The organism is Corallococcus exercitus, from assembly GCF_042231735.1.
Lineage (GTDB): Bacteria > Myxococcota > Myxococcia > Myxococcales > Myxococcaceae > Corallococcus > Corallococcus exercitus_B.
In genome coordinates this window covers 1,286,078-1,309,383 of record NZ_CP102577.1, presented here as the reverse complement: position 1 = coordinate 1,309,383, position 23,306 = coordinate 1,286,078, and the positions used below count along the sequence as shown (strand labels likewise).

General features: G+C 70.4%; 17 protein-coding genes. 11 read left to right on the top strand and 6 right to left on the bottom strand.

What is annotated here, in order from left to right; translation table 11 throughout:
* Positions 1–29: 29 nt before the first annotated feature.
* Genes NR792_RS04980 through NR792_RS04950 form a run of 7 tightly spaced genes read left to right on the top strand, consistent with a single transcriptional unit; the run spans position 30 to position 6,678 of the window.
* Positions 30–764, top strand: a complete 735-nt coding sequence (locus NR792_RS04980) for a GNAT family N-acetyltransferase (RefSeq protein WP_375758912.1) — start codon at positions 30–32, stop codon at positions 762–764.
* On the top strand, positions 761–1,483 hold the full coding sequence (locus NR792_RS04975) for an iron-containing redox enzyme family protein (protein ID WP_375758911.1): 723 nt from the start codon (positions 761–763) through the stop codon (positions 1,481–1,483). Before NR792_RS04980 ends, NR792_RS04975 begins: the two co-directional genes overlap by 4 nt.
* 10 nt (positions 1,484–1,493) lie before the next feature.
* Positions 1,494–2,573 carry a DUF3419 family protein gene (locus NR792_RS04970; RefSeq protein WP_375758910.1) on the top strand — a complete coding sequence of 360 codons (1,080 nt, stop codon included), beginning with the start codon at positions 1,494–1,496 and terminating at the stop codon, positions 2,571–2,573.
* Positions 2,574–2,586: 13 nt separating this feature from the next.
* Complete coding sequence (locus tag NR792_RS04965) at positions 2,587–3,471, top strand: aspartyl/asparaginyl beta-hydroxylase domain-containing protein (RefSeq protein ID WP_375758909.1); 885 nt, start codon at positions 2,587–2,589, stop codon at positions 3,469–3,471.
* A complete protein-coding gene (locus NR792_RS04960; protein WP_375758908.1) occupies positions 3,449–4,579 on the top strand; it encodes a GNAT family N-acetyltransferase in 1,131 nt (376 codons plus the stop codon). Before NR792_RS04965 ends, NR792_RS04960 begins: the two co-directional genes overlap by 23 nt.
* A gap of 20 nt (positions 4,580–4,599) precedes the next feature.
* A complete protein-coding gene (locus NR792_RS04955) occupies positions 4,600–5,235 on the top strand; it encodes an FMN-binding negative transcriptional regulator (protein WP_375758907.1) in 636 nt (211 codons plus the stop codon).
* A 30-nt stretch (positions 5,236–5,265) separates the two neighbouring features.
* A complete protein-coding gene (locus NR792_RS04950; RefSeq protein WP_375758906.1) occupies positions 5,266–6,678 on the top strand; it encodes an acyltransferase in 1,413 nt (470 codons plus the stop codon).
* Here the strand turns inward: NR792_RS04950 and NR792_RS04945 are convergent.
* Positions 6,662–7,894: a GNAT family N-acetyltransferase gene (locus tag NR792_RS04945; protein ID WP_375758905.1), complete on the bottom strand. Its 1,233-nt coding sequence runs from the start codon at positions 7,892–7,894 to the stop codon at positions 6,662–6,664. The genes NR792_RS04950 and NR792_RS04945 overlap by 17 nt on opposite strands.
* A gap of 143 nt (positions 7,895–8,037) precedes the next feature.
* On the opposite strand from NR792_RS04945, the gene NR792_RS04940 reads away from it, so the two are divergent.
* Both NR792_RS04940 and NR792_RS04935 read left to right on the top strand, forming a co-directional pair.
* Positions 8,038–9,249: a DUF418 domain-containing protein gene (locus tag NR792_RS04940; RefSeq protein ID WP_375758904.1), complete on the top strand. Its 1,212-nt coding sequence runs from the start codon at positions 8,038–8,040 to the stop codon at positions 9,247–9,249.
* A 435-nt stretch (positions 9,250–9,684) separates the two neighbouring features.
* Positions 9,685–10,728, top strand: a complete 1,044-nt coding sequence (locus tag NR792_RS04935) for a hypothetical protein (RefSeq protein WP_375758903.1) — start codon at positions 9,685–9,687, stop codon at positions 10,726–10,728.
* 9 nt (positions 10,729–10,737) lie between these two features.
* On the opposite strand, the gene NR792_RS04930 is transcribed toward NR792_RS04935, so the two are convergent.
* From NR792_RS04930 to NR792_RS04915, 4 genes are all read right to left on the bottom strand, one after another.
* A complete protein-coding gene (locus NR792_RS04930; RefSeq protein ID WP_208729782.1) occupies positions 10,738–11,511 on the bottom strand; it encodes a ferredoxin--NADP reductase in 774 nt (257 codons plus the stop codon).
* Positions 11,512–11,890: 379 nt separating this feature from the next.
* Entirely contained in the window at positions 11,891–12,310 is a 420-nt protein-coding gene (locus tag NR792_RS04925) for a DUF2019 domain-containing protein (protein WP_375758902.1), read from the bottom strand.
* Positions 12,311–12,335: 25 nt separating this feature from the next.
* A complete protein-coding gene (locus tag NR792_RS04920; protein ID WP_375758901.1) occupies positions 12,336–12,680 on the bottom strand; it encodes a DUF2019 domain-containing protein in 345 nt (114 codons plus the stop codon).
* A 72-nt stretch (positions 12,681–12,752) separates the two neighbouring features.
* Complete coding sequence (locus NR792_RS04915) at positions 12,753–13,148, bottom strand: hypothetical protein (protein ID WP_375758900.1); 396 nt, start codon at positions 13,146–13,148, stop codon at positions 12,753–12,755.
* A 192-nt stretch (positions 13,149–13,340) separates the two neighbouring features.
* On the opposite strand from NR792_RS04915, the gene NR792_RS04910 reads away from it, so the two are divergent.
* The gene (locus NR792_RS04910) at positions 13,341–18,188 is read left to right on the top strand and encodes a diguanylate cyclase domain-containing protein (protein WP_375758899.1); all 4,848 of its coding nucleotides are present in this window, start codon (positions 13,341–13,343) and stop codon (positions 18,186–18,188) included.
* 157 nt (positions 18,189–18,345) lie between these two features.
* Complete coding sequence (locus NR792_RS04905; RefSeq protein ID WP_375758898.1) at positions 18,346–20,532, top strand: WD40 repeat domain-containing protein; 2,187 nt, start codon at positions 18,346–18,348, stop codon at positions 20,530–20,532.
* 6 nt (positions 20,533–20,538) lie between these two features.
* On the opposite strand, the gene lanKC is transcribed toward NR792_RS04905, so the two are convergent.
* A complete protein-coding gene (gene lanKC / locus NR792_RS04900) occupies positions 20,539–23,214 on the bottom strand; it encodes a class III lanthionine synthetase LanKC (protein WP_375758897.1) in 2,676 nt (891 codons plus the stop codon).
* Positions 23,215–23,306: the final 92 nt, after the last annotated feature.

The window sequence follows — 23,306 nt, the reverse complement described above, 5'->3', positions numbered from 1 at the left end:
AGCATTGCGAAAGTCAGAGGGGGAAGTCCGTGGCTGATACAGGTGGTGGCGCATCCCGCGACCAGGAGCTCGCCTCCCGTCTCGCGGCGATGAGCGTCCTGGAGACGCGGATGGCCCGGCTCGGCGCGGGCCAGACGCCCGTGGTGCTGGCAGGCCCCTTCTTCCACGCGACGACCCCCACCGAGGTCGAGCGCGTGCGGCAGTTCCGCGACGCCCAGTACCGGGCGCGGCTGAGCTACCTGCTGAGCCCCGAGCAGCTCCAGCTGGACTGGCGGCTGGAGCTGGACGAGCGCAGCGCGCACTTCCACGCCAGCCGCGACGGGCAGCTCGTGGGCAGCCTGCGCATCACGCCCGGCCCCTTCGAGTTCCAGGCGCTCGCGGCCTCCCTGGAGGGTGAGGCGCCCCGGTTCCAGGGCTACGCGGAGTTCAGCCGCCTGGTCGTGGACCCGGAGGCGCGCAGCCCCTCCGTCACGCCGCGCCTGCTGGTGGCCGCGTGCACCTGGGCGATGACGGAGGGCTACGTCGGCATCGTCGGGCTGTGCCGCCGGGCCGCGCGCACCGTGTTCGAGCGCTACGGGCTGGCCGCGTCCTCGGAGGAGCAGCACCGCGTGCCCATGCGGGGCCCCCAGCCCTACACGCTGATGGCGGGCACCTGGCCGCAGCTCATCGCCGCGAGCACCCGGATGTCCGAACGACTCACCCGCCTCCGGCTGAATGACTCACCGGACGCCTACTCCCGCTTGGTTGAGGTGGAACAGACATGACCGACACGACAAAGGCAGTCCCCGGCCTGGAGGCCCTGAAGCACCGCCGCTCCCAGGTCTGGGACGAGCTCCTGGCCCAGTCCCGCTTCGTCCGCACCGTCCAGCAGGGCGAGGTCACCAAGGCGCTCTACGCGCTGTATCTGATTGAGACGTATCACTACACGCGTCACAACGCCCGCAACCAGGCGCTGGTGGGCGTGCGCTGTGACGACGACCGGCACTACCAGAAGTTCTGTTTCAACCACGCGGAGGAGGAGGTCGGCCACGAGCAGATGGCCCTCCACGACGTGGCCAGCATGGGCCTTCAGCCGGGGTTCCCCATCCCGCGCGCCCTGCCGGCGACGGAGGTCCTCATCGCGTACCTGTACTGGATCTCCTACCAGGGCAATCCCTTGCAGCGCCTGGGGTACAGCTTCTGGGCGGAGAGCTGCTACGACTACATCCGGCCGCTCCTGGGCAAGGTGCAGAAGACGCTGGGGCTCACCCCGGCGCAGATGACCTTCTTCGTCGCGCACTCGGACATCGACGCGGAGCACTCGCAGGCGGTCGACGAGATGATCGCCAAGAAGTGCAAGACGCCCGAGGACTGGGAGGACGTGGCGCAGGTGATGGAGACCAGCCTGCGGCTGACCTGGCGGATGATGGACGAGGTGGCGGACGCCTACGCCCAGCTCGTCGACGGGCGCAGCGAGCGGGCCGCCTTCCTCAAGGCGCTGTGAGCCCCACGCCATGGCACGCGCCTACTTCAGCCACCTGAACTATTCGCTCGGCGACGAGGACTCCAGCGTCGAGCTGCACGCCCTCCCGGCGGACGCCCGGCACGTGGTGGCCGTCGCTGGCAGCGGCGGGCGCGTGGTGCCGCTCCTCGCCCGCGCGCCCCGGAAGCTGACGTGCGTGGACATCTCCGACACCCAGCTCGCGCTCACCGAGCTGCGCATCGCCGCGCTCCGGCAGCTGAACCACACGGAGTACCTGGGGCTCCTGGGCTACGAGGCCATGTCCATCCAGCGCCGGCTGGAGCTCTTCTCCTCCCTGCCCCTCTCCGGCTCCGCGCGGACGGCCCTGGAACCCGTGCGCCAGGCGGTCCAGGCCGGCGAGCGCATCGTCTACCTGGGCCGCTTCGAGGGGATGCTGCGCACGCTGTCGCGCTTCGTCGGGCTGTTCACCGGCCAGCGCGGCCGGAAGATGTTCGAGCAGCCGGACGTCGCGGGGCAGCGCGCCTGGCTGGACTCGGGCTTTCCCAAGGGGGCCTGGAAGCTGGTGCTCCTGTTGATGGGGAACTCGGCGGTGCTCAACTCGCTGCTCTACCGGGGGGACTTCCCGAAGAAGAACCTCCCCGGCAGCGCGTTCCGCATCTACTGGGACATCTTCGACCGGCTCTTCCGCACGCTGCCGGTGCGCTCCAGCTTCTTCCTCCAGCTGGTCTTCTTCGGAGAGCTCCGCTACCCGGAGGGCTATCCCGTCGAGTGCGACGCCGATGTCTTCCTGGCGGCGCAGCGGGCCGCGCGCGACACCGACATCGAGTACGTCCGGGGCGACATCATCCAGCACGTCCAGGAGCAGCGGGACGTGGACTTCGTGTCGCTCTCCGACGTGCCCTCGTTCCTCCCGCCGGAGCGCGAGCGCGACTTCCTGAACGCGATGAAGCCCGGCCTCACGCCGGACGCCCTGGTCGTCACCCGGGGACACCTGCGCGTCGCCGCACCGGAGGTCCAGGGCTACGAGGCCGTCTCCGACCGCTACCAGGACGCCATCGCCCAGGAGCGCACGCAGCTCTGGCGAATCCATCTCTACCAGCGACGTTCTTGAGGAGCGCCGTCCCATGCATGCCGTGAAGCTGACGAAGACGTTCGACCCCCAGGCGCTGGAGGCGGCCTACCACGCCGTCCGCCGCCAGGTGGAAGCCCTCCCCGCGGGCTACCCCGGAGAAGGGCATCAGGGGTGGACCTCCATCTGTCTGCACTCCGCCACGTCGGGAGCGTCGCCCGTGCTGGAGCAGGCCCCCTATCTGCGCGACCTGCTCTCGGGCCTGGGGCTGAAGCTGCGGCTGGCGCGCCTGCTGCGCCTGGAGCCCGGCGGCGTCATCCGCGAGCATTCCGACGCGTTCCTCTCCAAGCGCATCGTCCGGCTCCACATCCCCGTGGTCACCCACCCCGACGTGGAGTTCTTCGTGGGCGGCCAGCGGTGTGTCTGGAGCGCGGGCGAGTTCTGGTACGGCGACTTCTCGCTGCCGCACCACGGGGTCAACAAGAGCGCCGTGGCCCGCATCCACCTGGTGCTGGACGTGACGGCGGACGAGGCGCTGCTCCGCCTCTTCCCACCGGGACAACTCCCGCCGTCGCTCCAGGCGATGGGGAGCGAAGCCGCGGAAGCGGAGCTGGATCCGCGCGTCGTCGAGCGCTTCGCCTTCGACTTCACCCTCCCCCAGGGCTTCAGCCTGCCCGGCACCGGGCTCGCGCCGCTGCCGTCCGAGGCCCGGGGCGGCATGCGCATGGTGGACAACGAGCTGTGCATCTTCGTCAACGAGCAGCCGATGCTGAAGGCGGTGCCGGTGTCGGAGGACACGGTGGACCTGCTCGGCATGGGGCCGGAGGCGCGCCTGCGCTACACGTTCCGTGGCGAGGCGGTGCGGGATGTGACGCTCACCGTGGGCACGACCCCGGTGTACTCGTTCGACGTGCGCCATGGCTCCGGTCAGGCTCATTGAGCACGCCCTTCCGTCCACGGAGGGCAGTGACAGTGCACGGCTGGCGTCGAAGCTCGTCGGCCACTACGTCGAGCGCGGCACCACGCCGTTCATCGGGAACACCCGGCACCGCGTCCTGCTGGCGGACGTGGATGGCGAGGTGACGCCGCTCATCGTCAACGACGGCGCGGACAGCGACTGCTACCTGACGTCGCCGTTCATCAACTACATCACCTACGCGGAGGAGTTCGTGGACTCCGTGAAGGAGCCCGGGACGCGGCGGGCGCTCCTCGCGTTCATCCGGGCCGTGCGGGCCGTCATCCGCCCGGGTCACCTGGACCGGGTCGTCTACGTGAACCACTGGATGGTGGCCACGGGGCCGGCGCTTCGCTTCACGCCCGAGCAGCTCGAGCGGCTGACGCAGGCGCTGCGCGAGCGCTTCCCGAAGCACGCCTTCGTCTTCAAGCGGGCCACCGCGGAGACGGCGGAGGCGGTGACCCGGGAGCGTCCGGGCGCGGCGCTGCACGCCATCTTCAACCGCCAGATGTACGTGTGGCGGCACGAGGAAGGGAAGAAGCCGCCCCGGGAGTTCCGGCAGGACCGCAACCTGCTGAACCAGCACCGCGCGAACCTGCGCCGGCTCACGGCCGCGGAGCCCGGCGTCATCGACCGGCTGCGCGAGCTGTACCGGGCGCTCTACATCGACAAGTACTCCGACCATAACGCCTTCTTCACGGAGGCCTGGTTCGAGGAGGTGTTCCGGCAGGGGCTGCTGGAGGTCTACGGCATCGAGGTGGAGGGCCGGCTCGCCTACTTCGTCACCTGCTTCGTCGCGGGCGGAGAGCTGATTGGCTCCGTGGTGGGCCACGACCCGGTGCTGTCGCGCAAGCACGGCCTGTACCGGGCGGGGATGAGCCACCTGATGCAGCTGGCCGAACAGCGGGGCCTGCCGCTCAACCTGAGCTCGGGCTCCGGACAGTTCAAGCAGAAGCGAGGGGCCACGCCGCTGACCGAGTACGAGCTGCTCTGCTTCTCTCACCTCCCCTGGCGTGCAAGGCTGTCCTGGTCGTTGCTCCGACGCATCTACAACGTCGTCGGGCCCAGGGTGTTCTCCGCCCTGAGCATCTGACCGCCCTCGTCGAGGACCGCATGCTCTACACGCCCCGCACCTTCCAGGAGTCGGACCTCCCCACGCTGCACGCGTTCATGAAGCAGCACAGCTTCGCCACGGTCATCTCGCACGGCTCCGGCACCCACGTCTCGCACGTGCCCCTGCTGCTGGTGCCCGGCCGGGGCGACAAGGGCACCCTGATGGGGCACCTGGCGCGCGCCAATCCCCACTGGAAGGACTTCGACGGCGAGCGGCCGGTGACCTGCGTCTTCCATGGCCCCCACGCCTACATCTCCCCCACCTGGTACAAGGTGCGGCCGTCGGTGCCGACCTGGAACTACGCGGTGGTGCACGCGCTCGGACGGCCCCGGATCATCGACACGCCCGCGGACCTGTCCAAGCTGATCGACGCGACGATCGCGGAGTACGAGCCCGCCATCGGAGCCCCCGGTCACGACACCCGCCTGTCCGAGGAGCAGCACGCGCGGATGCTGGAGCAGATCGTCGGTTTCGAGCTGCCCATCGAGGAGCTCCAGGGCAAGTTCAAGCTGGGCCAGAACCGCTCGGCGGAAGACCAGGCGGGAATGATGGAAGCGCTGGCGGGACAGGGCGGCGAAGCGCTGGCCCTGGTCGAGCTGATGCGCGAGCGGTCCCGCACGCGCGAAAAACCCTGACGCAGTCACCCTCTCCGGAGGCCCCCGAACATGACACGGCAGCGAGTCCTCACCCCTTCCGAACCGCTGAAGCGGACGTGGGCGCTGAGCGCCGTGGACGTCGCGCTCAAGGACATGTTCGTGAGCTTCGCGGCGGTCTTCAGCGGGAGGCTCGACACCGAGCGCTTCACCCAGGCGCTCCGCGCGACGCTGATCCGCTATCCGTTCTTCCACGGCACCCTGAGGCAGCAGGAAGACGCGGTGCTCGTCATCTGCCACCACCCGTCCCGCCCCGGGGTCCGTGAGGGCATGAGCGCCGTTGGACTGGACCTCGACGGGGTCGACGCGCCCTTCCCCACGGGAGACCGGAGGGTCCTCTACTCAGGGGACTTCGTCTCCCGGCTGGCCCCCGGGAAGCCGCCGGTCCACGACGGGCGCCGTCCCCTGCTGCACCTGAAGCTCACGCACTTCCGCGACGCCTCCGTGGTGGGCCTGAGCTGGAACCACGCGCTGACGGACCTGCACGGCATCTACGACTTCCTGCGAGCCGTCTCCGACGCCTACAGCGACCCGGGCCATGAGCCCTGCACCTCCCCGGTGTTCGACCGGCGAGACATCTGGCGGAACCTGGGCGAGCCGGGCGAAGCGGCCAGCGTCCAGCCCTCCAGGCAGGGCCGTCACGGCATCGTGCACATCTCGCTCGCGAAGGCGACGCTGGGCATCGCTCGCTACCTGAAGCAGGCCGTGACGGACGCCGTCCCCGTCTGCCTCTTCCTGGACGAGGACGGCGTGGACGCCATCAAGGCCCAGGCGCAGGCCGCCGGCACGAAGGTGTCCACCAACGACGTGGTCAACGCGACGCTGCTGAAGTTCTTCGGCGAGTGCACCCGCGAGCCGCGAGCGTCCCCCGAAGTGGGCCTGTACTTCCCCATCGACGTCCGCGAGCTGCTGGGCGCGCCGTCCGGGTCCGTCGCCAACTGCCTGGGGAACGCGTCCGCGGTGCTGAGGCGCGCGGACCTGTGGAACTCGAGCGTCACCGAGCTGGCCCTCCGCAACCGGGCCGTGGTGTCTGCCTATGGCCGGACGCAGCTGCGCGAGGACCTGCACTGGGCGGACTACTGGCGGCGCAACACCAGCCAGGGCAGCGTGTATCACCACTGGCTGCTCGGGAAGGACCGCGTCTATTCCTCCAACTGGACCAGTCAGGAGCTGGCGCACGTGCGCTTCGACGGCGCGGCCTTCGTCACGCTGCTGAGGAGCTCGCAGCTCAACAAGTGGCTGCTGCTGCCGGCCTTCCACAGCACGGTCCTGCCCCGGATGGAGGACGGCCGGATGAAGCAGGTGGTGCGGGTGAGCGTCCGGAGGGAGCACTTCCGGACGCTGGCGCGGCACCTGGCGGACTGGCCCCACGTGCAGGAGGCCATCCGGCTGGACACCGGCGAACGGCTCAGGGCCGGGGCGTGACCGGCTGCTCCGCCAGCGCCGGGTCCTGGAACAGGGGGACGTCCTCCTTGAAGACGTTCCGCTCCACGGGAGGCGGCGGCTTCATCAGGTTCTGGGTGAGCCAGCCCAGGCCCTGACGCTGCAGGGCGGACCGGTGCCAGATCCACGCCGACACGTGGACGGGCTGGGCCCCGACGCTCATCTTCGGTCCCGCCGTGGTCATCCCCATGTTGACCGCCTTGCAGCCGTGCTCGATGGCGTAGCGGACAACCTCGTACAGCAGCCGGAAGTAGACGCCCTCCTCCAGCGCCGCCTCGCGTGAGAAGCCGGTGCAGGAGAACCGGAGCATGGGACCGTCGACGAACAGCAGCCCGAACCCTGCGACGCTGTCGTCGGGGCGGCGCAGCAGCATCACCTTCGCCTCGGGCATGTCGCTGGCCGAGGCGAAGAAGCCCTCGGTGAGGACCAGCCGCCGGTACTGGGTGGCGCGGTCGTAGAGGGTCCGCCACAGCGCCGTGAGTTGGGGCGCCAACTCCGCGAACTGCTCCACGACCTCGACGCGAAGCGAAGCCGTCTCCTTCATGCAGCCCGCCAGTCGTCCCCGGTAGCGGGCGCGCATGTGGGCCTTGTATTCATTGAACGAGGTGAACGGCAGCGGGACGATGAACGTCGCGGGAAGCGGCGAGGGCACGAAGCCCATGCGACGGAGCACCTCCACGGCGCCAGGCGCGGCCGTGGGCTCGATGTCCCGGATGACGACCAGCGATGACCGCTGACGGTCCGCCTCCGCTTGTGCCCAGCGCGCCACGGTCGTGATGGCTTCGGCGCTGGCCAGCGACGAGCGCACCGGGAACCCCACTCCCGCCGGGTTGCCGACTTCGATGACGCCGTACTTCAGGAAGCGAGGAGCCGCGCCGCGCACCAGGTGGACGGCCTGCTGGATCCGCTCATTGCCCAGGTCCGCCCCGTCGATGGTGTTGCGATAGGTGGCGGCAACGCCCACGGGCTGCCCGCGCCCGTCGCTCAGCGTGATGGGCACCTGATGGAACCCTTCCATCTGGATGTGCTGGGCACACTTGAGGAAACGCTGGCTGAGGTTGAAGTGGCCCTCGGGAACCCAGCAATCCCAATCACGCGCGCCCCCGTCCTTCCAGAACGCCCCACCGGCTTCCCGGACCGTCACTCCGCCGGCGTCGTGCTCGACGGACGAGAGCCTTTCGGCACTGCTACCGCGCATGTCATTCCTCCGCGGACATCGGAGGCGGAACAGTGCCCTGACGCCCCATGACACGGGAAGGCTCCGGCGGGTTGCCGGGGGTCTGTCACAAAACCCAACCGTGTTCTCAAGGCAATGTCAGAGGCTCCCCGCAGGATGCGCCCGTGTCTCATTCATCTCCGGTGTCGTCTCAAGAGCGCGTCGAGCTGGTGGATGCCCTGCGCGGCTTCGCGCTGTGCGGTGTCTTCGTCTCGAACTCCTTCCTCTGGTTCGGAGGCCGCAACCTGCTGCCACCCGAGCAGCTCCGGGCCCTGGGTTCGCCGCTCCCCGAGCTGGTGACCGGCGCCCTGTTCCTGTTCCTCGTGGCGCACAAGTTCCTCAACCTCTTCGGCTTCCTCTTCGGGCTGGGCTTCTCCCTCCAGCTGTCGCGAGCGGAGGGCCGGGGCACCTCGCACGTCCCCATCCATCTGCGGCGGATGGGGGTGCTGCTGTGCTTCGGAGCGGTGCACCTGCTGGGGCTCTGGCTGGGGGACATCCTCCACCTGTACGCGCTGGCGGGCCTGCTGCTGCTGCTCTTCGCCGGAAGGTCGGACCGGGCGCTGTGGTGCTGGGTGGTGGTGTTGCTGGGAGTGATGCCGCCCCTGGTATTCGCACTCCAGCTGTGTGGGCCGGGAGCCGCGGCGCATGCACCCGAATCGGCGCTGCGGGCCGAGCTGCTGGCGGCGCTCTCCAGTGACTCGGTCTGGACGGCGCAGGGGGGCAACGCCCGCTACGTCCTGGCGACGTGGTTCAGCTCCCCCCGGGTGCTCATCTGGCTCACGCTCATCCTCGGCCGCTTCCTGCTGGGCCTGCTGGCGGGGCGTCAGCGATTGCTCCAGGACGTGGAGCGCCACCGCGCCCTGCTCCGCCGGGTGCTGGGGTGGGGCCTGGGAGTGGGAGGGCTGCTCAACGCGGGAGGACTGCTGGCCTTCCAGCTGCGGGCCCAGGGGCTGGAGCCAGCGACCCACGCCGGGCTGTTCCTCCTGATGGCGCTCCAGGAGTTGGGCTACGTGCTCCTGGGCGCCGCGTACCTCGCCGGGTTCGCGCTGCTCTTCCAGCGTGAGCGCTGGCGCCGGGTGCTGGCGGTGCTGTCCCCCGTGGGCCGCATGGCGCTGACGAACTACCTGATGCAGACGGTCTTGAGCCTGTGCCTCTACAACGGCTGGGGCCTGGGGCTCATCGGCCGCGTGCCGCCGTCACACTGTGTCGGCATCGCGCTGGGCCTCTTCGCGGTGCAGGTGCTGCTCAGCCACGCCTGGCTGAGACACTTCCGCTTCGGTCCCGCCGAGTGGCTTTGGCGCACGCTCACCTACGGGCGTCTCCAGCCCCTGCGCTGAATCACTTCTTGGGAGCGTTGTTCCCCCGGCCACCGCCCGACGGTCTCCCTGTCGTGCTGGGGCCGTTGGGTGGGCGAGGCGCGGCACTTCCGCTCCCCTTGCCGCCGCTCCCTCCCTTCGCGCCTCCACCGCCGCCCTGACCGCCACCCTTTCCACCGCTGCCTTTGCTCATGGCTGTCTCCTCATGGCCTCCACATCAGGACGGGAATCTATGAATGGACGCTTGTCTGCGTAAGCACGACACGTCTGTTTGAAGCCGCCACCTCCCGGACCTCGTGGCCTGGCAGGCAATGCTCCTGGCAGGGGCCACACCCAAGGCGCAGCTTTGAATTCGCCATGGACGTCCCCGCCTCACTGCTCGACTTCTCGCTCATCCAAGGAAGCGCGCTCGGTCGGCGGCGCCCCCTTGCCGGCCCCCGCCGTGCCTCCCGGTCCTTGCGGATCCTCGTCCTGACGCTGGTGGGCTGGCTGCCGCTCCTCGCCCTGTCGCTCGCCCAGGGCGGGCCCACCGTGCCGCGGGCGTTCCTGCGCGACCTGGGGATCCACGTCGAGTTCCTGGTGTCCCTGCCGCTGCTCATCGCGGCCGAGCGCTACGTCGACCTGAGCCTCGCGGCGGCCGTGCGCCAGTTCGTCGTCTCGGAGCTGATTGATGCGAAGCACCTGGCCACCTTCGAGGGCATCGCGCGTGGGGTGCTGCGGCTGAGGCGCAGCGCCACCCTCGAGGCCGGGCTGCTGGTGGCCGCCTTCGCCGTGTCCTTCATGGACCTGCCCCACCAGGCGAATCCGGTCTGGGTCCACACGGAGCCCGGTGGCCCGCCCACTTTGGCCGGGTGGTGGTACCTCGTGGTGAGCATGCCCCTCATCCGGTTCCTGGTCCTGCGCTGGCTCTGGCGGGGCGTCCTGTGGGCCATTTTCCTGTTCAGGGTCTCCCGGCTGCCGCTCGCCCTCGTGCCCACCCATCCCGACGCGGCGGGAGGACTGGGCTTCCTGGGCACCTGCCAGGCCAGCTTCGCCCTCATCGTCCTCGCGGTGGCCTCCACGCTCACCGCGCAGCGGCTGACGCGAGCCCCCAGCGCGGACTTCACCGACTACGCCCTTCACCTGTTCGCCTTCGCGCTCCTCAGCCTGGTCGTCGTCTTCGCGCCGCTGGCCTGCTTCAGCCGACAGCTCCTGTTCGCGAAGCGGCGGGGGGACCATGCCTATTCGGGCGTGGCCTCCTGGCACTCACGGCGCTTCGAGCAGCGGTGGTTCCACCGCGAGCTGCCCGCCGGACAGGATCCGCTGGGCGCGCCCGAGTTCTCCTCGCTCGCGGACCTGGGGACGTCCTTCAACACCGCGCGCGGCATGCGCTGGTTCCCGGTGGACGTCCGTGCGGCGCTGGCCGTCCTCATCGCGGCCATGGCGCCCATGGTGCCCCTGCTCCTCGCCGACCGCCGCTTCCTCGAGGTGGTGTTGGCGCTGGGAAAGAGCGTGCTCTGAAGCGGCCCGTCAGCGCTCCGCGAAGGCCTTCTCGGTGACGTAGTGCCCGGCCTCTCCGGGGGTGCCCTCCCGGAAGCCGCGCTCCTCCAGCATGGTCGTGAGGTCCGCGAGCATGCCGGGGCTGCCACAGAGCATCACGCGGTCCACCTCCGGGTTCAGCGGCGGCAGACCCACGTCCTTGAACAGCTTCTCGCTCTGGATGAGGTCGGTGATGCGGCCCGTGTTGCGGAAGTCCTCGCGCGTGACGCTCGGGTAGTACGTGAGCTTCTGCTTCACCAGCTCCCCGAAGAACTCGTTGTGCGGCAGCTCGTGGAGGAAGAGGTCGTGGTAGGCCAGCTCCTCGGCCCGCCGGCAGGTGTGCGTGAGGATGACCCGGTCGAACTGCTCGTACATCTCCGGGTCCTTCGCCAGGCTGAGGAACGGGGCCAGGCCCGTCCCCGTGCTCAGCATGTAGAGGTTCTTGCCGGGCAAGAGGTGCTTGAGGACGAGCGTCCCGGTCGCCTTCTTGCTGACGAGGACCTGGTCCCCTTCCTTCAGGTGCTGCAGGCGGGAGGTCAGGGGCCCGCCGGGCACCTTGATGCTCAGGAACTCGAGGTGGTCGTCGTAGTGCGCGCTCACCATGCTGTAGGCGCGCAGCAGCGGCCGGCCCTCGACCTCCAGGCCCATCATCGTGAACTGGCCGCTGGCGAAGCGGAAGCCCGGGTCACGCGTGGTGACGAAGCTGAACAGGGTGTCGGTCCAGTGGTGCACGCGCAGCACGGACTCCTTCATGAGACTGCTCACGTCATTGCTCCCAAAGAGGGTCGGAGGCCTTCACGAGCGCCTCGCGCCCGAACAAGCCGCGTTCTGCGACGGATTCCCCGCCGGAACCAGGGGAAGCAGGCGGGCGGCCAGCGTTGCGCTTATCGCCGGGTTCAGGTCTCCAGCGGGTCCGCCAGCCGGCCCTGCCCTCCCCTGCTCGCTCTACCGGGCCGCTGAGCCTCGAGTGCAAGTGCCTCCGAGCAGATCCGTGGCCCTTCGCCTCCCTGCCCGAGGCCATCGACGAGCACCTCAGGCAGTTGCCCGACGCCGAGCGCGAAGCCTCCGAACAGCACAGCGGCCGGAACCAGGTGCAGGTCGCTCCGGCGTGGGCAGCCTGACCGAGTGTACGTATCCAGAAGAGTCACCTGGGTTTGTATGTTCCGTCCTTCCACGCATCAAGCAGCACTGCCGCGCTGAGACCAATCAGGCTCAAGGGTGGCGTTGCAAGCTCGGCAAGCACTCGTTCTCCTTCTGGGGAAGCGAATCCAAGCACGGCCGAAGCCGCCCAGAAGCGCGTGCCTGGCGCGGAGTCGCCAAGAAGTCTCAAGAGGCATGCGTGCGATTGCGCACCACGACTCCGCAGTTCCTTCTCGATGGCGATCACGCGACCATATTCCTTGTTCGCCGCCCGCGTCTTCAGGGCATCCAGAAGAAGTCCATGTTTCGCCGAAGCCTCTCGATACCTCTCTACGAGTGCTTCAATGGAGGCGGCTTGCAAAGAAGGCTGCCGCGCTCCAGGGAATCGATTGCCGGGTTTGGGGGCCAAAGGCGGAATCCTCACCTGAACTGGAGCCTGCAATTCGCCTCTACTCCGGGTCAAGAGACCAGGTGCCTTCCTCCCAACGCAGCAGCGCCTGACCCGCCTTGAAAGGCACGAGCCCCTCCCCCTTGGCCGCCTCTTTCAAAACTGCCGTGGCGTCCTTCGTCCGATAACGAAGAAGGTAGGCAGCAGCCATGACGCGAACATCCATGCGAGGGTGCGCGAACAACACAGTCAGCGCCTCGCGTCCGGCATCGCCGTGGGCACGAAGCTTGTTGTGGATGGAGATGTACTTTTTCGCATACCTGTTTGCGGCCGTGGAGTCTCCGCGCCAGATTGCATCCGTCTGGGCAGCCACGTTCTCCGCGAACTGACTGACAAGCTTTTCCATGTATCACCTTTCCGAACCGTTCCCCCGCGCCGCGCAGTTCATCGCAGGTCAGCGCCGCATCCGCCTCGACCATCAGGTGCTGGAGGTCCACGCGCACCAACGCAAATAGGCCCGGGTCAGCTCGACGTCAGCGTGTGACTGCTCGGCGGACAGCTGCTCGCCGGGCCCGAGCGGCGTGATGCGCCGACGCTGCACATCCACGAAGTACGAACCGCTTCGTGGCTCCACCTCGAACAGGCGCCGGGCTGCATCCTGGGCACGCGGTGACGGACGGATGCTCCGGGCCAGCCGCTCCACGGCCTGCCGCATGTCGTCCTCATCGAGCGCGACCGGCCCGGCGGTTCCACCCGCGCGAGGCCCATGCACGACAGGCGAACCGCGCCCCGTGTCGAGCCGGACGACCTTCGTCGAGCCACTGCACCCGACCCAGGTCCAGAGCAGGCACAGCATCAGCCACGGAAGCCGCATCCAGCGCTCCAGTCCCAAGCCCTCGTCCTGGCCCAGGCAAGCCAGGCGGAATCACGGACGACCCGCCGGATATGCCCGCCTCCAGGCGGAAAGCCCAGGAGTGAATTCCACCCGGACGGCGACCTGCACGCTCCGTAGGGGCCCTGGACGGAAACCGGCCCTGTGCGAATTCAGGGCTAGAATGGGGAGGGCATGGGGCACGGCGTTTTCGGCGACCTACAGCTCGAGGCGGAGATCGGCCGCGGCTCGCAGAGCGTGGTCTACCGCGCCTCGCGGGGCGGGGCCGTCTTCGCGCTGAAGATGCTCCGTGAGGACGTGGCCCAGTCCGGGCGCGTCTCCCGGCCCCGCTTCCGCCGGGAGGCCGCGCTCCTGGCCTGCCTCCGGCACCGGAGCCTGCCGTCCATCCTCGAGGTGGGGGACGTGGACGGACAGCCCTACCTCCTGCTGGAGCTCGTCCTCGGGCCGAGCCTCGCGGCCCGCTTCGCCCAGGGACGGCTGCCGGAGGCCTCGCTGGTTGCCATTGCGCGGGACCTCGCCGGGGCGCTCTCGGAGGTCCACCGGCACGGGCTGGTCCACCGGGACGTCAAGCCGCAGAACGTCGTGGTCGCGGACACCGGGCGCGCCACGCTGATCGACTTCGGGTTCGTCGCGCGGGCCACCGGAGGCGAGGCGGGCCGCAAGCTGGCGGGGACGCTGCTGTACAGCGCGCCGGAGCAGTCCGGCATGCTCAAGCGGCCCGTGGACGGACGCGCGGACCTCTACGCGCTCGGAGTCATCCTCTTCGAGGGCGCCGCCGGCCGGCCCCCGTTCACCGCCACCGACGTGGGCGAATTGCTGCGGCAGCACGCCGCGCACCGCCCTCCGGACCTGCGCGCCCTCCGTCCGGACCTGAGCCCGGGCCTGGTCGCGGTCATCGAGAAGCTCCTCGCCAAGGATCCCGACGACCGGTACCAGTCCGGCGAGGCGCTCGCCGCCGACCTCGACCGCCTCTCCGCGCCGGAGGCATCCGGTGGACTGGCGCCCGGCAAGGCAGAACCCCGCGCGACGCCGGCCGCCGAGCCCGCGTTCGTCGGCCGTGAAGCGGAGCTCGCGACGTTGTCGCGGCTGTGGAACCGGGCGCTGGAGCGCAAGGGCGGGATGGCGCTCCTCCACGGCGAGAGCGGCAGCGGCAAGAGCCGGCTGATGCGCGAGGCGGCGCGACAGGCGCGCTCCACCGGGGCGCTGGTCCTCGAGGGCAAGTGCCTCCGGGCGGATCCCCTGCCCTTCGCCCCCTTGCGTGAAGCCATCGACGAGCACCTCCGGCAGCTGCGGCGGCTGCCCGACGCCGAGCGCGAAGCCTCCGAGCAGCGCCTCCGGCAGGCCGCCGGAGACACGGCCGGACTGCTCAAGCGGCTGTCGCCCGGGCTCTCCCTCCTCTTCCGGGACGCGACCGAGGACCCCGGACTGGCCGAGGCACAGGACCTCTTCTACGGCGCCGTGGCCCGGTTCCTGGTGCGGCTCGCGGAGCTCCACCCGGGCGCCGCGTTCCTCCTCGACGACGTCCAGTGGGCGGATCCCGCCACGCTCCAGGTCATGCGCTGGCTGTCGACGCTGCTCGCCCAGGCGCCCCTGGTCCTCCTGTGCACCTCGCGCGACGAGCCCGAGTGCGCGGAGGGCGTGCGCGCCTTCACCGACGCCCTCGGTGGGGCCGGCGAGGCCGTCCCTCGGCTCGGGCCGCTGGGCCACTCCGAGGTGGAGGCGCTGATCTCCAGCGAACTCGGAGGCCGGGCCGTCTCGGCCGAGCTCGTGGACGCCGTGATGACCCGGAGCAACGGGCTGCCGCTGGCGGTCGTCGAGTACGTCCGCGCGATGCTGGACTCCGGGCTCCTCGTGCCGCACTGGGGAGCCTGGAAGCTCGACACCGAGGAGCTGGATCGGCTGCAGCTTCCCAACGACGTCATCCAGCTCGTGGTCCGGCGGCTCGGCTCGCTCCGGGACGAAGCCCGGCGGGTCCTCACCGCGGCCGCGGTGGTCGGGATGCGGTTCCCGACGGCGCTGCTCGGCCCCAGCTGCGGGCTCGGCGAGGACGAGGTGCTGGCTGCCCTCTCCGAGGCCGTGACGGCGCGCCTGGCGGACTTCAAGGACGCCGGCACGTGCGCCTTCGTCCACAACCGCGTCCGCGAGGCGCTCCTCGGCGGGCTCTCGGTGGACGAGGTCCGCGCGCTGCACCGCCGGATCGCCACCGCCCTGGACGCGCAGGAGGGCCAGGACGCATCGAAGACGTATGCCCTGGCCCGTCACTACGCGCTCGGCGAGGCGCCGGAGCATGCGCGGCGGCGCTACGAGACCAACCTGGCCGCCGGACAGCTCGCCCTGGAGGATCGCGCGAACGAGGAGGCCCACACCTTCCTCGAGGCCGCCCAGCGGGCCGCTGGCGAGCTGGGGCTGCCACGGGACGCGGAGCTCGCCACCGCGCGCGGAGACGCCTGCGCCCGCTCGGGCCGCCTCGCCGAGGCGGTCGAGCAGTACACCCTCGCCCTCTCCGCCGAGCGCGTCCCGGCGCGGCGCGCGGAGCTGCGCTGCCGGCTCGCCCACGTGCACCTGGGCGGCTTCGACACCCAGCACGCCTGGTCGGAGATCTCCTCGGGCATGGCCGAGCTGGGGATCCGCTCCCCGCGGAGCCTGCTGTCGCAGGTGCTGGTGCTCCTCTGGGCCTCTCTCACCGGACTGGTGGTGGGCCTGTTCGGGTCTCGACGGGAGCACGCGCGAGGCGAGGAGGCCGAGCACCACCGCCTCTTCGCGAAGCTCTGCGACCTGGGGGCGCACGTCGCCTACTTCGACGTCCGCAACCTGCTGCTGCTCCAGATGACCTACCGGCCGTGGGCGCCGGCGCTCCGGCTGGGGCCGGGGCGCGAGCTCGTCTTCTTCCTCGGAAACAACGCGGTGGTGCAGGCGGTGCTGGGCCGTCCAGCGGCCGCGGCGAAAGCGTCCGCGCGGGCGGCGAGCGTGGCCGAGCAGCTCAACGACCGGGCGCTCATCGCGCGGAGCCTCCTGTACCAGGGGATCGCCACCCACATCGGAGGGGACTCCTCCGGCGCGGAGGCCCAGCACCGGCGCTGGGTGGACGCCTACGGCCGCTTCCTGGACGCGGGAGACTTCGTCAACGGCTGCGTGGACGCGGCCTGGGCGCTGCTCGCCCGAGGGTATGTGATTGAAGCCGAGGCGTGGATCCGGCGCGCCCACGCGCGTGCGGCGCCTGCGAGCGCGGGCGCGGACGCGGCGCTCCTCGGCCACCCGTACCCGTCATTCCTCGGGGCCATCCTGGCCATCCTCGGCCGGCCCACGGAAGGACTCGCGGAGCTCCAGCGCGTCGAGCGGATGGTGGAGAAGGCGCCCGGTGAGCGCTGGCGCTGGAGCGTCTACCTGCAGAACCTCGTGCTCTTCCACCTCGAGCAGGGCGAGTCCGGTCCGGCGCTGGAGGAGGCGCTCGCGCGACACGCCCGGCTCGGGATGCGGCCGGAGTTCACCCCGTTCCACCTGCGCCTCTTCTTCGTCTACGCGGCCCACGCGCGCCTCGCGCAGGTCCGGACGAGCACGTCCCGGAACCGCACGGAGCTGCTGGGGAAGGCGCGGGCGGCCATCGCGGAGCTCCAGCGCGCGGCCAGCACCCCGGTGCTGCGAAGCCATGCGCTCCTCTGCGAGGGGATGCTGCGGCGGCTCGAGGGCAAGGCCGCCGCCGCGCAGAAGCGCTTCGCGCGCGCCGAGGCGCTGGCCCGCGAGGTGGACTGCCCGTGGGTCCTCTTCGAGGTGATGGTGGAGCGGGCCTGGCTCTTCCGCGAGCGCGGGCGGATGGAGTCCTCGCGGCGCGAGGCGCGGCTCGCGATGGCCCTGGCCGACGAGGCCGGCTGGGAGGCGCGAGCCCGGCGGGTGCGCGCGCACTTCCAGGTCGAGTCCTCGAGCCGCAGCGTCTCCGGCTCGGAGCCCGTGGAGGAGGCCCCGGCGCACGACCTCCGCCTGCAGCGGCAGCTCGACGCACTGCTCGAGGTCAGCCTCGCCTGCGCGATCGTCTTCGAGCCGCGCGAGCAGGCGCGGGTGGCGCTGGACGTCATCGTGCGGATCTTCGGGGCGGAGCGCGCGTTCCTGCTCCTGTGCCGCGAGGGGACGCAGGAGCTCGTGCTCAGCGTGGGCCGCGGAGCGGGCGGCGTGGACCTCGAGGAGCTCGGTGGATACAGCCGCACCGTGATCGAACGGGTCCGCGACACGCACCGGCCGCTCGTCGTCACGGGCACGGACGAGGGCGAGGTGCGGGCCACCGAGAGCATCCTCGCCAATGACTTGCGAAGCATCATGGCCGCGCCGCTGATGCTGCACGGGCGTCTGCTCGGCGTGGTGTACCTGGACCACCGGCTGGCGCGCGGAGTGTTCGGCCGCGAGGACGAGGTCATCTTCGTGGCCATCGCCAACCACATCTCGGTCGCGCTGGAGACAGCGCGCGCGGCGCGGTTGCAGCTGGAGCGCGTCTCGCTGGAGCGCGACCTGGAGGCGATGCACCAGCAGGCGAACACCGACGCGCTCACCGGCTTGAGGAACCGCAGGGCCCTCGAGGAGCACCTCAAGACGGCGAGCGCCCGCGCGCGGCGGAACACCCTGCCGCTCACCGTGCTGATGATGGACATCGATCACTTCAAGTCGGTGAACGACAAGTACGGCCACTCGACGGGAGACGAGGTGCTGGCCACGGTGGCGAAGGCCGTGGGCACCTGCACGCGGGCAACGGACTTCGTGGCCCGCTACGGCGGCGAGGAGTTCTGCGTGGTGTTCGAAGCCACCGACCTGGCCGCAGCACAGGCCGTGGCCGAGCACATCCGCCAGACCGTGGCCGCGCTCTCGTTCCAGAGCGAGCTCGGCGCGTTCAAGGTCACCACGTCCGCCGGGCTCGGCGAGCTTGGGGTGCACGGGGACGCGGTCGAGGAGGTCTTGCGCGCGGCGGACGAAGCGCTCTACGCAGCCAAGCGCGGCGGCCGGAACCAGGTGCGGGTCGCCGAGGGGCGGGCCGCCTGACGCCGCCAGGAAGCGCCCGAGCCAGGAACAAGGCGAGGGAGCGGAACATGACTTTCTCCTGGGGGGCAGGCGTAGACTTTGCTCGCGCCCTCGCCGGGGATCGATCCAACCTCCGCGCGGAGATGCCACGAAGCGGCGTCGTTCAACTGGAGGCTCCATGACCCACACGTACGCAGGCCAGGATCTGCGCGGCCGGGATTTCTCGCGACAGGACCTGCGGGGCGCTGACTTCACGGGGGCGGACCTCACCGGCGCCTCGTTCCTGGGGGCGGACCTGACCGGTGCCAGGTTCACCGGGGCCCGCCTCCGCAGGGCCAGGCTGGTCGGCGCGAAGCTGGATCCGGGCGCGCTGGACGGCTGCGACCTGTTCGGAGCCGCGCTGCCCGGCGCAGGCAAGCCGGAGCCGATGATCTCGGCGGCGACCTGGTGCTACGCCGCCACCTTCAGCCCGGACGGGCGGCTGCTCGCCACCGGCCATGCCGGCTCCATCCGGCTCTGGGACGTGGCCACCGGCGCCGAGCTTCGCGTCCTGCCGGGGCACGAGGGAGTGATCCGGAGCGTGGCCTTCACGCCCGATGGCGCCACCCTCGCCTCCGCCTCCGACGATTCCACCGCGCGCCTGTGGGACGTGGTCACCGGCGCGGAGCTCCGCGTCCTCCGGGGCCACTCCCAGCGCGTCTTCTGCGTGGCCCTCAACCGCGAGGGCTCCACGCTCGCGACCTGCTCGTTCGACACCACCTTGCGCCTGTGGGACGTGGCCACCGGCGCCGAGCGCCGCGTCCTCACGGGGCATTCCGAACGCGTCTTCAGCGTGGCGTTCAGCCCCGACGGCGCCGCGCTCGCCTCCGCCTCCAACGACGCCACCGTGCGGCTGTGGGACACGGCCACCGGCTCCGAAACCCGCGTCCTCAAGGGCCACGCCCGGAGCGTCTTCAGCGTGGCGTTCAGCCCCGACGGCACCACCCTCGCCTCCGGCTCGGCCGACACCACCGTGCGGCAGTGGGACGTGGCCACCGGCGCCGAGCACCGCGTCCTCAAGGGCCACGGCCAGTCCGTCTTGAGCGTGGCGTTCAGCCCCGACGGCGCCACCCTCGCCTCCAGCTCCGGCGACACCACGGTGCGCTTGTGGGACGTGGCCACCGGGGCCGAGCGCCGCGTCATCAAGGGCCACGGCAAGCTCGTCCGGACCGTGTCGTTCAGTCCCGACGGCGCCACCCTCGCCTCCGGCGCGGAAGACAGCACCGCGCGCTTGTGGGACGTGGCCACCGGGACCGAGCTTCGCATCCTCAAGGGCGCCTCCCAGCTCGTGCGTGGCGTGGCGTTCAGCCCCGACGGCGCGGCCCTCGTCTCCAGCGCCGGGAGCACCGTGCGCCTTTGGGACGTGGCGTCCGGCGCCGAGCGCCGCGTCCTCAAGGGTGACTTCCAAGCCGCCTTCGGCGTGGCCTTCAGCCCCGACGGCGCCACCGTCGCCTCCAGCGGCGACAACACGCTGCGGCTGTGGGACGCGGCCACCGGCGCCGAGCGCCATGTCCTCCGGGGCCATTCCCAGCTCGTGCGAGGCGTGACCTTCAGCCCCGACGGCGCCACGCTCGCTTCCGCCGCCGCGGACAACACGGTGCGCCTCTGGGACGTGGCGACGGGCGACGGGCGTCGCGTCCTCAAGGGCCATACCCAGCTGGTCCGGAGCGTGGCCTTCAGCCCCGACGGCGCCACCGTCGCCTCCAGCTCCGACGACACCACGGTGCGGCTCTGGGACGCGGCCACGGGCGACGGGCGCCGCGTCCTCAAGGGCCACTCCCATGGCGTCTGGGGCGTGGCCTTCAGCCCCGACGGCGCCGCGCTCGCGTCCGGAGCCGACGACACCACCGTGCGGCTGTGGGACGCGGCCACTGGCGCCGAGCGCCGCGTCCTCAAGGGCCACTCCGATCTGGTCCGAAGCGTGGCCTTCCATCCCGGCGGCGCCCTGCTCGCCACCGGCTCCGACGACACCACGGTGCGCCTCTGGGATGCGGCCACCGGCGCCGAGCACCGCGTCCTCAAGGGCCATTTCCAGAGCGTCGCCAGCGTCGCCTTCCGAAACGACGGCACCCTGCTCGCCAGCGGCTCGCTCGACGGCACCGTGTGCCTCTGGGACGTGGCCTCGGGCCGGCGCCTCGCCGTGCTCGTCTCACTCCCCGAGGGCTGGGTGGCCTTCGCGCCAGACGGACGCTACCGCTGCGTCGGCGCCGCGGCGGGCGCCGTCTGGTACGCCCTCGGGCTCTGCCGCTTCGAGCTCGGCGAGCTGGACCCCTACCTCCCGGACCCGCTGCGCCTCGCTGACGAGGCCCAGTGGGTCCAGGGGTAGTCCCGCTCAGCGACGCGCCGGGGTCGCGAGCAGCGCATCCAGCGTGAAGTTGAAGTCCCCCGGCTTCTCGTCCGCCTTGGCCAGCCGGTGGAGGAAGAGCGCCACCCCCGCCGAGCCCGTGGCGAAGTCCGTGCAGGTCCGCATCAGCTGATGCCCGGGGAAGGCCACGCCCGTGGAGCGCTTGACCCCGTACAGGGTGGCGCCACGCGCGGTCTTGTGCGCGTCCTGCAGGTAGCGCTCCTCGCCCGTGAACTCGTGGAGGTCCAGGAGGAAGTTGCCAAGGCCCGAGAGCCCCTGGAAGAGCCCCGGGAAGGCCACGTACTTGCGAGTGCAGTCCTCCGCGAACCGCTTCATCAGCGCCAGCAGCTCCGGCTCCTGGGTGTGCTTCCAGAACCGGGCGAGCGACAACCCGACCCCGGCGCTTCCGTTGAGCCAGTAGTGGGTGACCACCTTCTCGAAGTCGCCCACCGGGCCCCGGGGGATGCTCAGCACGCCATCCACCTCCATGGCGAAGGAGAGATCGAAGGCCAGGGCCTGCCTGCCGGCCTTCACGAACCGGGGCTCGTTGGCGGCCAGTCCCAGGTAGAGGAGGAAGAGGCCAATCCCGCTCGCGCCGCGCGGGTGTCCCAGCCAGGTCTTCCCGTCCTGATCCGCCCAGGAGTACTCCTGCCGCTCGTTCTCCTGCTTCTGCTGCAGGAGCCACTCGCCGACCCGCACGGCCTGGTCCAGCCACTCCTGCTCCTTGGAGCCCAGGTAGAGCCGGAGGCAGGCCAGGCCGTAGCCGCTCGCGCCCTGGTAGACATTGGCCTCGCGGAAGAGCAGCGGGTGCTCGCCCGCGTCCCGCAGGACGCGGCGGGCGACGTCGTCCACGCCCATCTCCCAGAGCGTCCACGCGATGCCGGCCGCGCCCACATACAGGCCGGGAGGGTAGGAGTCCGGGTGGAGGGGCTTGGAGAGGATCCAGGAGCGCACGGCGCCGGGCACCTCGCCCTTGATCCGGTTCAGGGCCAGGGCCACGCCGCAGGCCCCGAAGGCCACGTTCAAGGGGTTGGTCCCGAAGACGTGGGGATCCGCGGGGAAGAGCCGGTCATCGCGGGAGTAATCCGCGCTCGCCAGCGCGTGGTCCATGCTCGACACGGCCATGGCGAGCAGCGCGTCCCGGTCGGGAGGCGGGTGCGGCTCCAGCTCTCCCACCTCGGGCAGATCGCCGAGCAGCGCCGCGACCTTCCGGGGAGAAGGACGCGCCTCCCGCTCGTCGCTCATGCACTGGCGGATGAGCTCGGTCAGGGGCCTCGGCACCCCCAGGTCCTTCCGCATCTCCTCGAGGAAGCGGTCCTTCGCGGTGGGATCCAGTCCGAGCAGCGAGTTCATCGGGAACAGCGTCGCCAGCATCAGCGCGCCCAGCGCGTAGTAGTCGTCCTCCTTGCTGGCGGGGACGCCTTCCTTGCGCTTGGGGGAGAACCCGGTCGTCGTCAGCTGGATGGGGAAGTCCTTCCCCTCCTCCCACGCGGCCTCCAGGTCGATGAGCCGCACCTTCCCCTGCTCCGGGTCGCTCACCAGGATGTTGGTCAGCGAGATGTCCCCGCCCACCACTCCCGCGTCGTGCATGGAGGCGAGCACCTCGGCCAGGTTGATCCAGATGCGCTTGAGGCTGCTCAGGTAGTCCCGCCGGAACTCCTGGCCGGAGTTGAGCTTGATGAGCGGGTTGTTGTGGAGGATGTGGACGGCGAGGTTGCTGCCCTCGATGAACTCCTCGACGAGGAAGGCGTGTTCCCACTCCTGGAAGATCTCGACCGGGGTGGGCGCGATGCCCGCCGGCTGGAGCTTCTGGAGGATGCGGAACTCCTTGTGCAGCCGCGCCACCGCGTCCGACTCCCGGTTGTCGTAGCCGGTCAGCGGTCGCGCTTCCTTGATGATCACCTTGGCGCCCGAGGGCGCCTTGCCCAGGTACACCCCTCCGGTCGCGGAGAAGGCCAGGGCGTTCTCGACATCGTACTTGCCCCCCAGCAGGCCGGATTCGTCCTCCGCTCCGCCCTTCTCCTCCGCCGGGAACGGATCCGTCACCCAGTCGGGAGGGCTCCAGTAGGGCTTGCGGAGATCGGGCTGGTGCTTGCCCTGCGGATCCACCAGCACCATCGAGTGCTCGCCACCGGGCGTAAGCTCGGACAGGCCGCTGATCCCGCCGTAGCGGTAGTAGACGGCGCCCGCGTCCTTGTAGCGCCTGTCGGAGAGGACGTAGGGGCCGGAGAACCCCTTGAGTGCCACGTGGCACGCCTCGATGAGCTCGCGGAAGTCGGCGTCGTCCCGGGGGTAGAGCGCCATGAACTTTCCGCTGGCCTCACGCGACCATCCCTTGTGCGACGTGCGCACCAGGAGGTCCTCGTCCAGCAGGAACTTGAACGACGTCCCCCGCTCGATGCACACCCGGGCGACCCGCTCCAGGATCTGCTCGCAGTTCGAGGGGGTGGCGGAGATGTGGATCTTCCAGCCCTGCGCCGGCAACTTCTTCTCGGGCGGATTGACGTGGACCCAGATGCTCTTGCGCCGGACGGACCACCTGGGCGGCAGGAGGGCCCGGATGCGCCGGAAGAAGGCATCACTCGGGCGGTAGTACGTCCACTGCTCGAACACCTCCCGATTGACGAACCAATAGAAGTTGTAGACGAACCGGTTGAAATTCATGGAAGCAGGCGAAGCTCCGTCCGTGTTTCGTCTGAATAAAGGTGCAGGCCCAGGTTCACGAATCCCCAATGAGAGGGTTCAGGTGAATGGCC

Coding starts and splice junctions, on each gene's coding strand:
- NR792_RS04955 (WP_375758907.1), top strand. CDS start 4,600: ATGCTCTACACGCCCCGCACCTTCCAGGAGTCGGACCTCCCCACGCTG.
- NR792_RS04915 (WP_375758900.1), bottom strand. CDS start 13,148: ATGCGGCTTCCGTGGCTGATGCTGTGCCTGCTCTGGACCTGGGTCGGG.
- lanKC (WP_375758897.1), bottom strand. CDS start 23,214: ATGAATTTCAACCGGTTCGTCTACAACTTCTATTGGTTCGTCAATCGG.
- NR792_RS04920 (WP_375758901.1), bottom strand. CDS start 12,680: ATGGAAAAGCTTGTCAGTCAGTTCGCGGAGAACGTGGCTGCCCAGACG.
- NR792_RS04960 (WP_375758908.1), top strand. CDS start 3,449: ATGGCTCCGGTCAGGCTCATTGAGCACGCCCTTCCGTCCACGGAGGGC.
- NR792_RS04965 (WP_375758909.1), top strand. CDS start 2,587: ATGCATGCCGTGAAGCTGACGAAGACGTTCGACCCCCAGGCGCTGGAG.
- NR792_RS04975 (WP_375758911.1), top strand. CDS start 761: ATGACCGACACGACAAAGGCAGTCCCCGGCCTGGAGGCCCTGAAGCAC.
- NR792_RS04910 (WP_375758899.1), top strand. CDS start 13,341: ATGGGGCACGGCGTTTTCGGCGACCTACAGCTCGAGGCGGAGATCGGC.
- NR792_RS04905 (WP_375758898.1), top strand. CDS start 18,346: ATGACCCACACGTACGCAGGCCAGGATCTGCGCGGCCGGGATTTCTCG.
- NR792_RS04970 (WP_375758910.1), top strand. CDS start 1,494: ATGGCACGCGCCTACTTCAGCCACCTGAACTATTCGCTCGGCGACGAG.
- NR792_RS04945 (WP_375758905.1), bottom strand. CDS start 7,894: ATGCGCGGTAGCAGTGCCGAAAGGCTCTCGTCCGTCGAGCACGACGCC.
- NR792_RS04950 (WP_375758906.1), top strand. CDS start 5,266: ATGACACGGCAGCGAGTCCTCACCCCTTCCGAACCGCTGAAGCGGACG.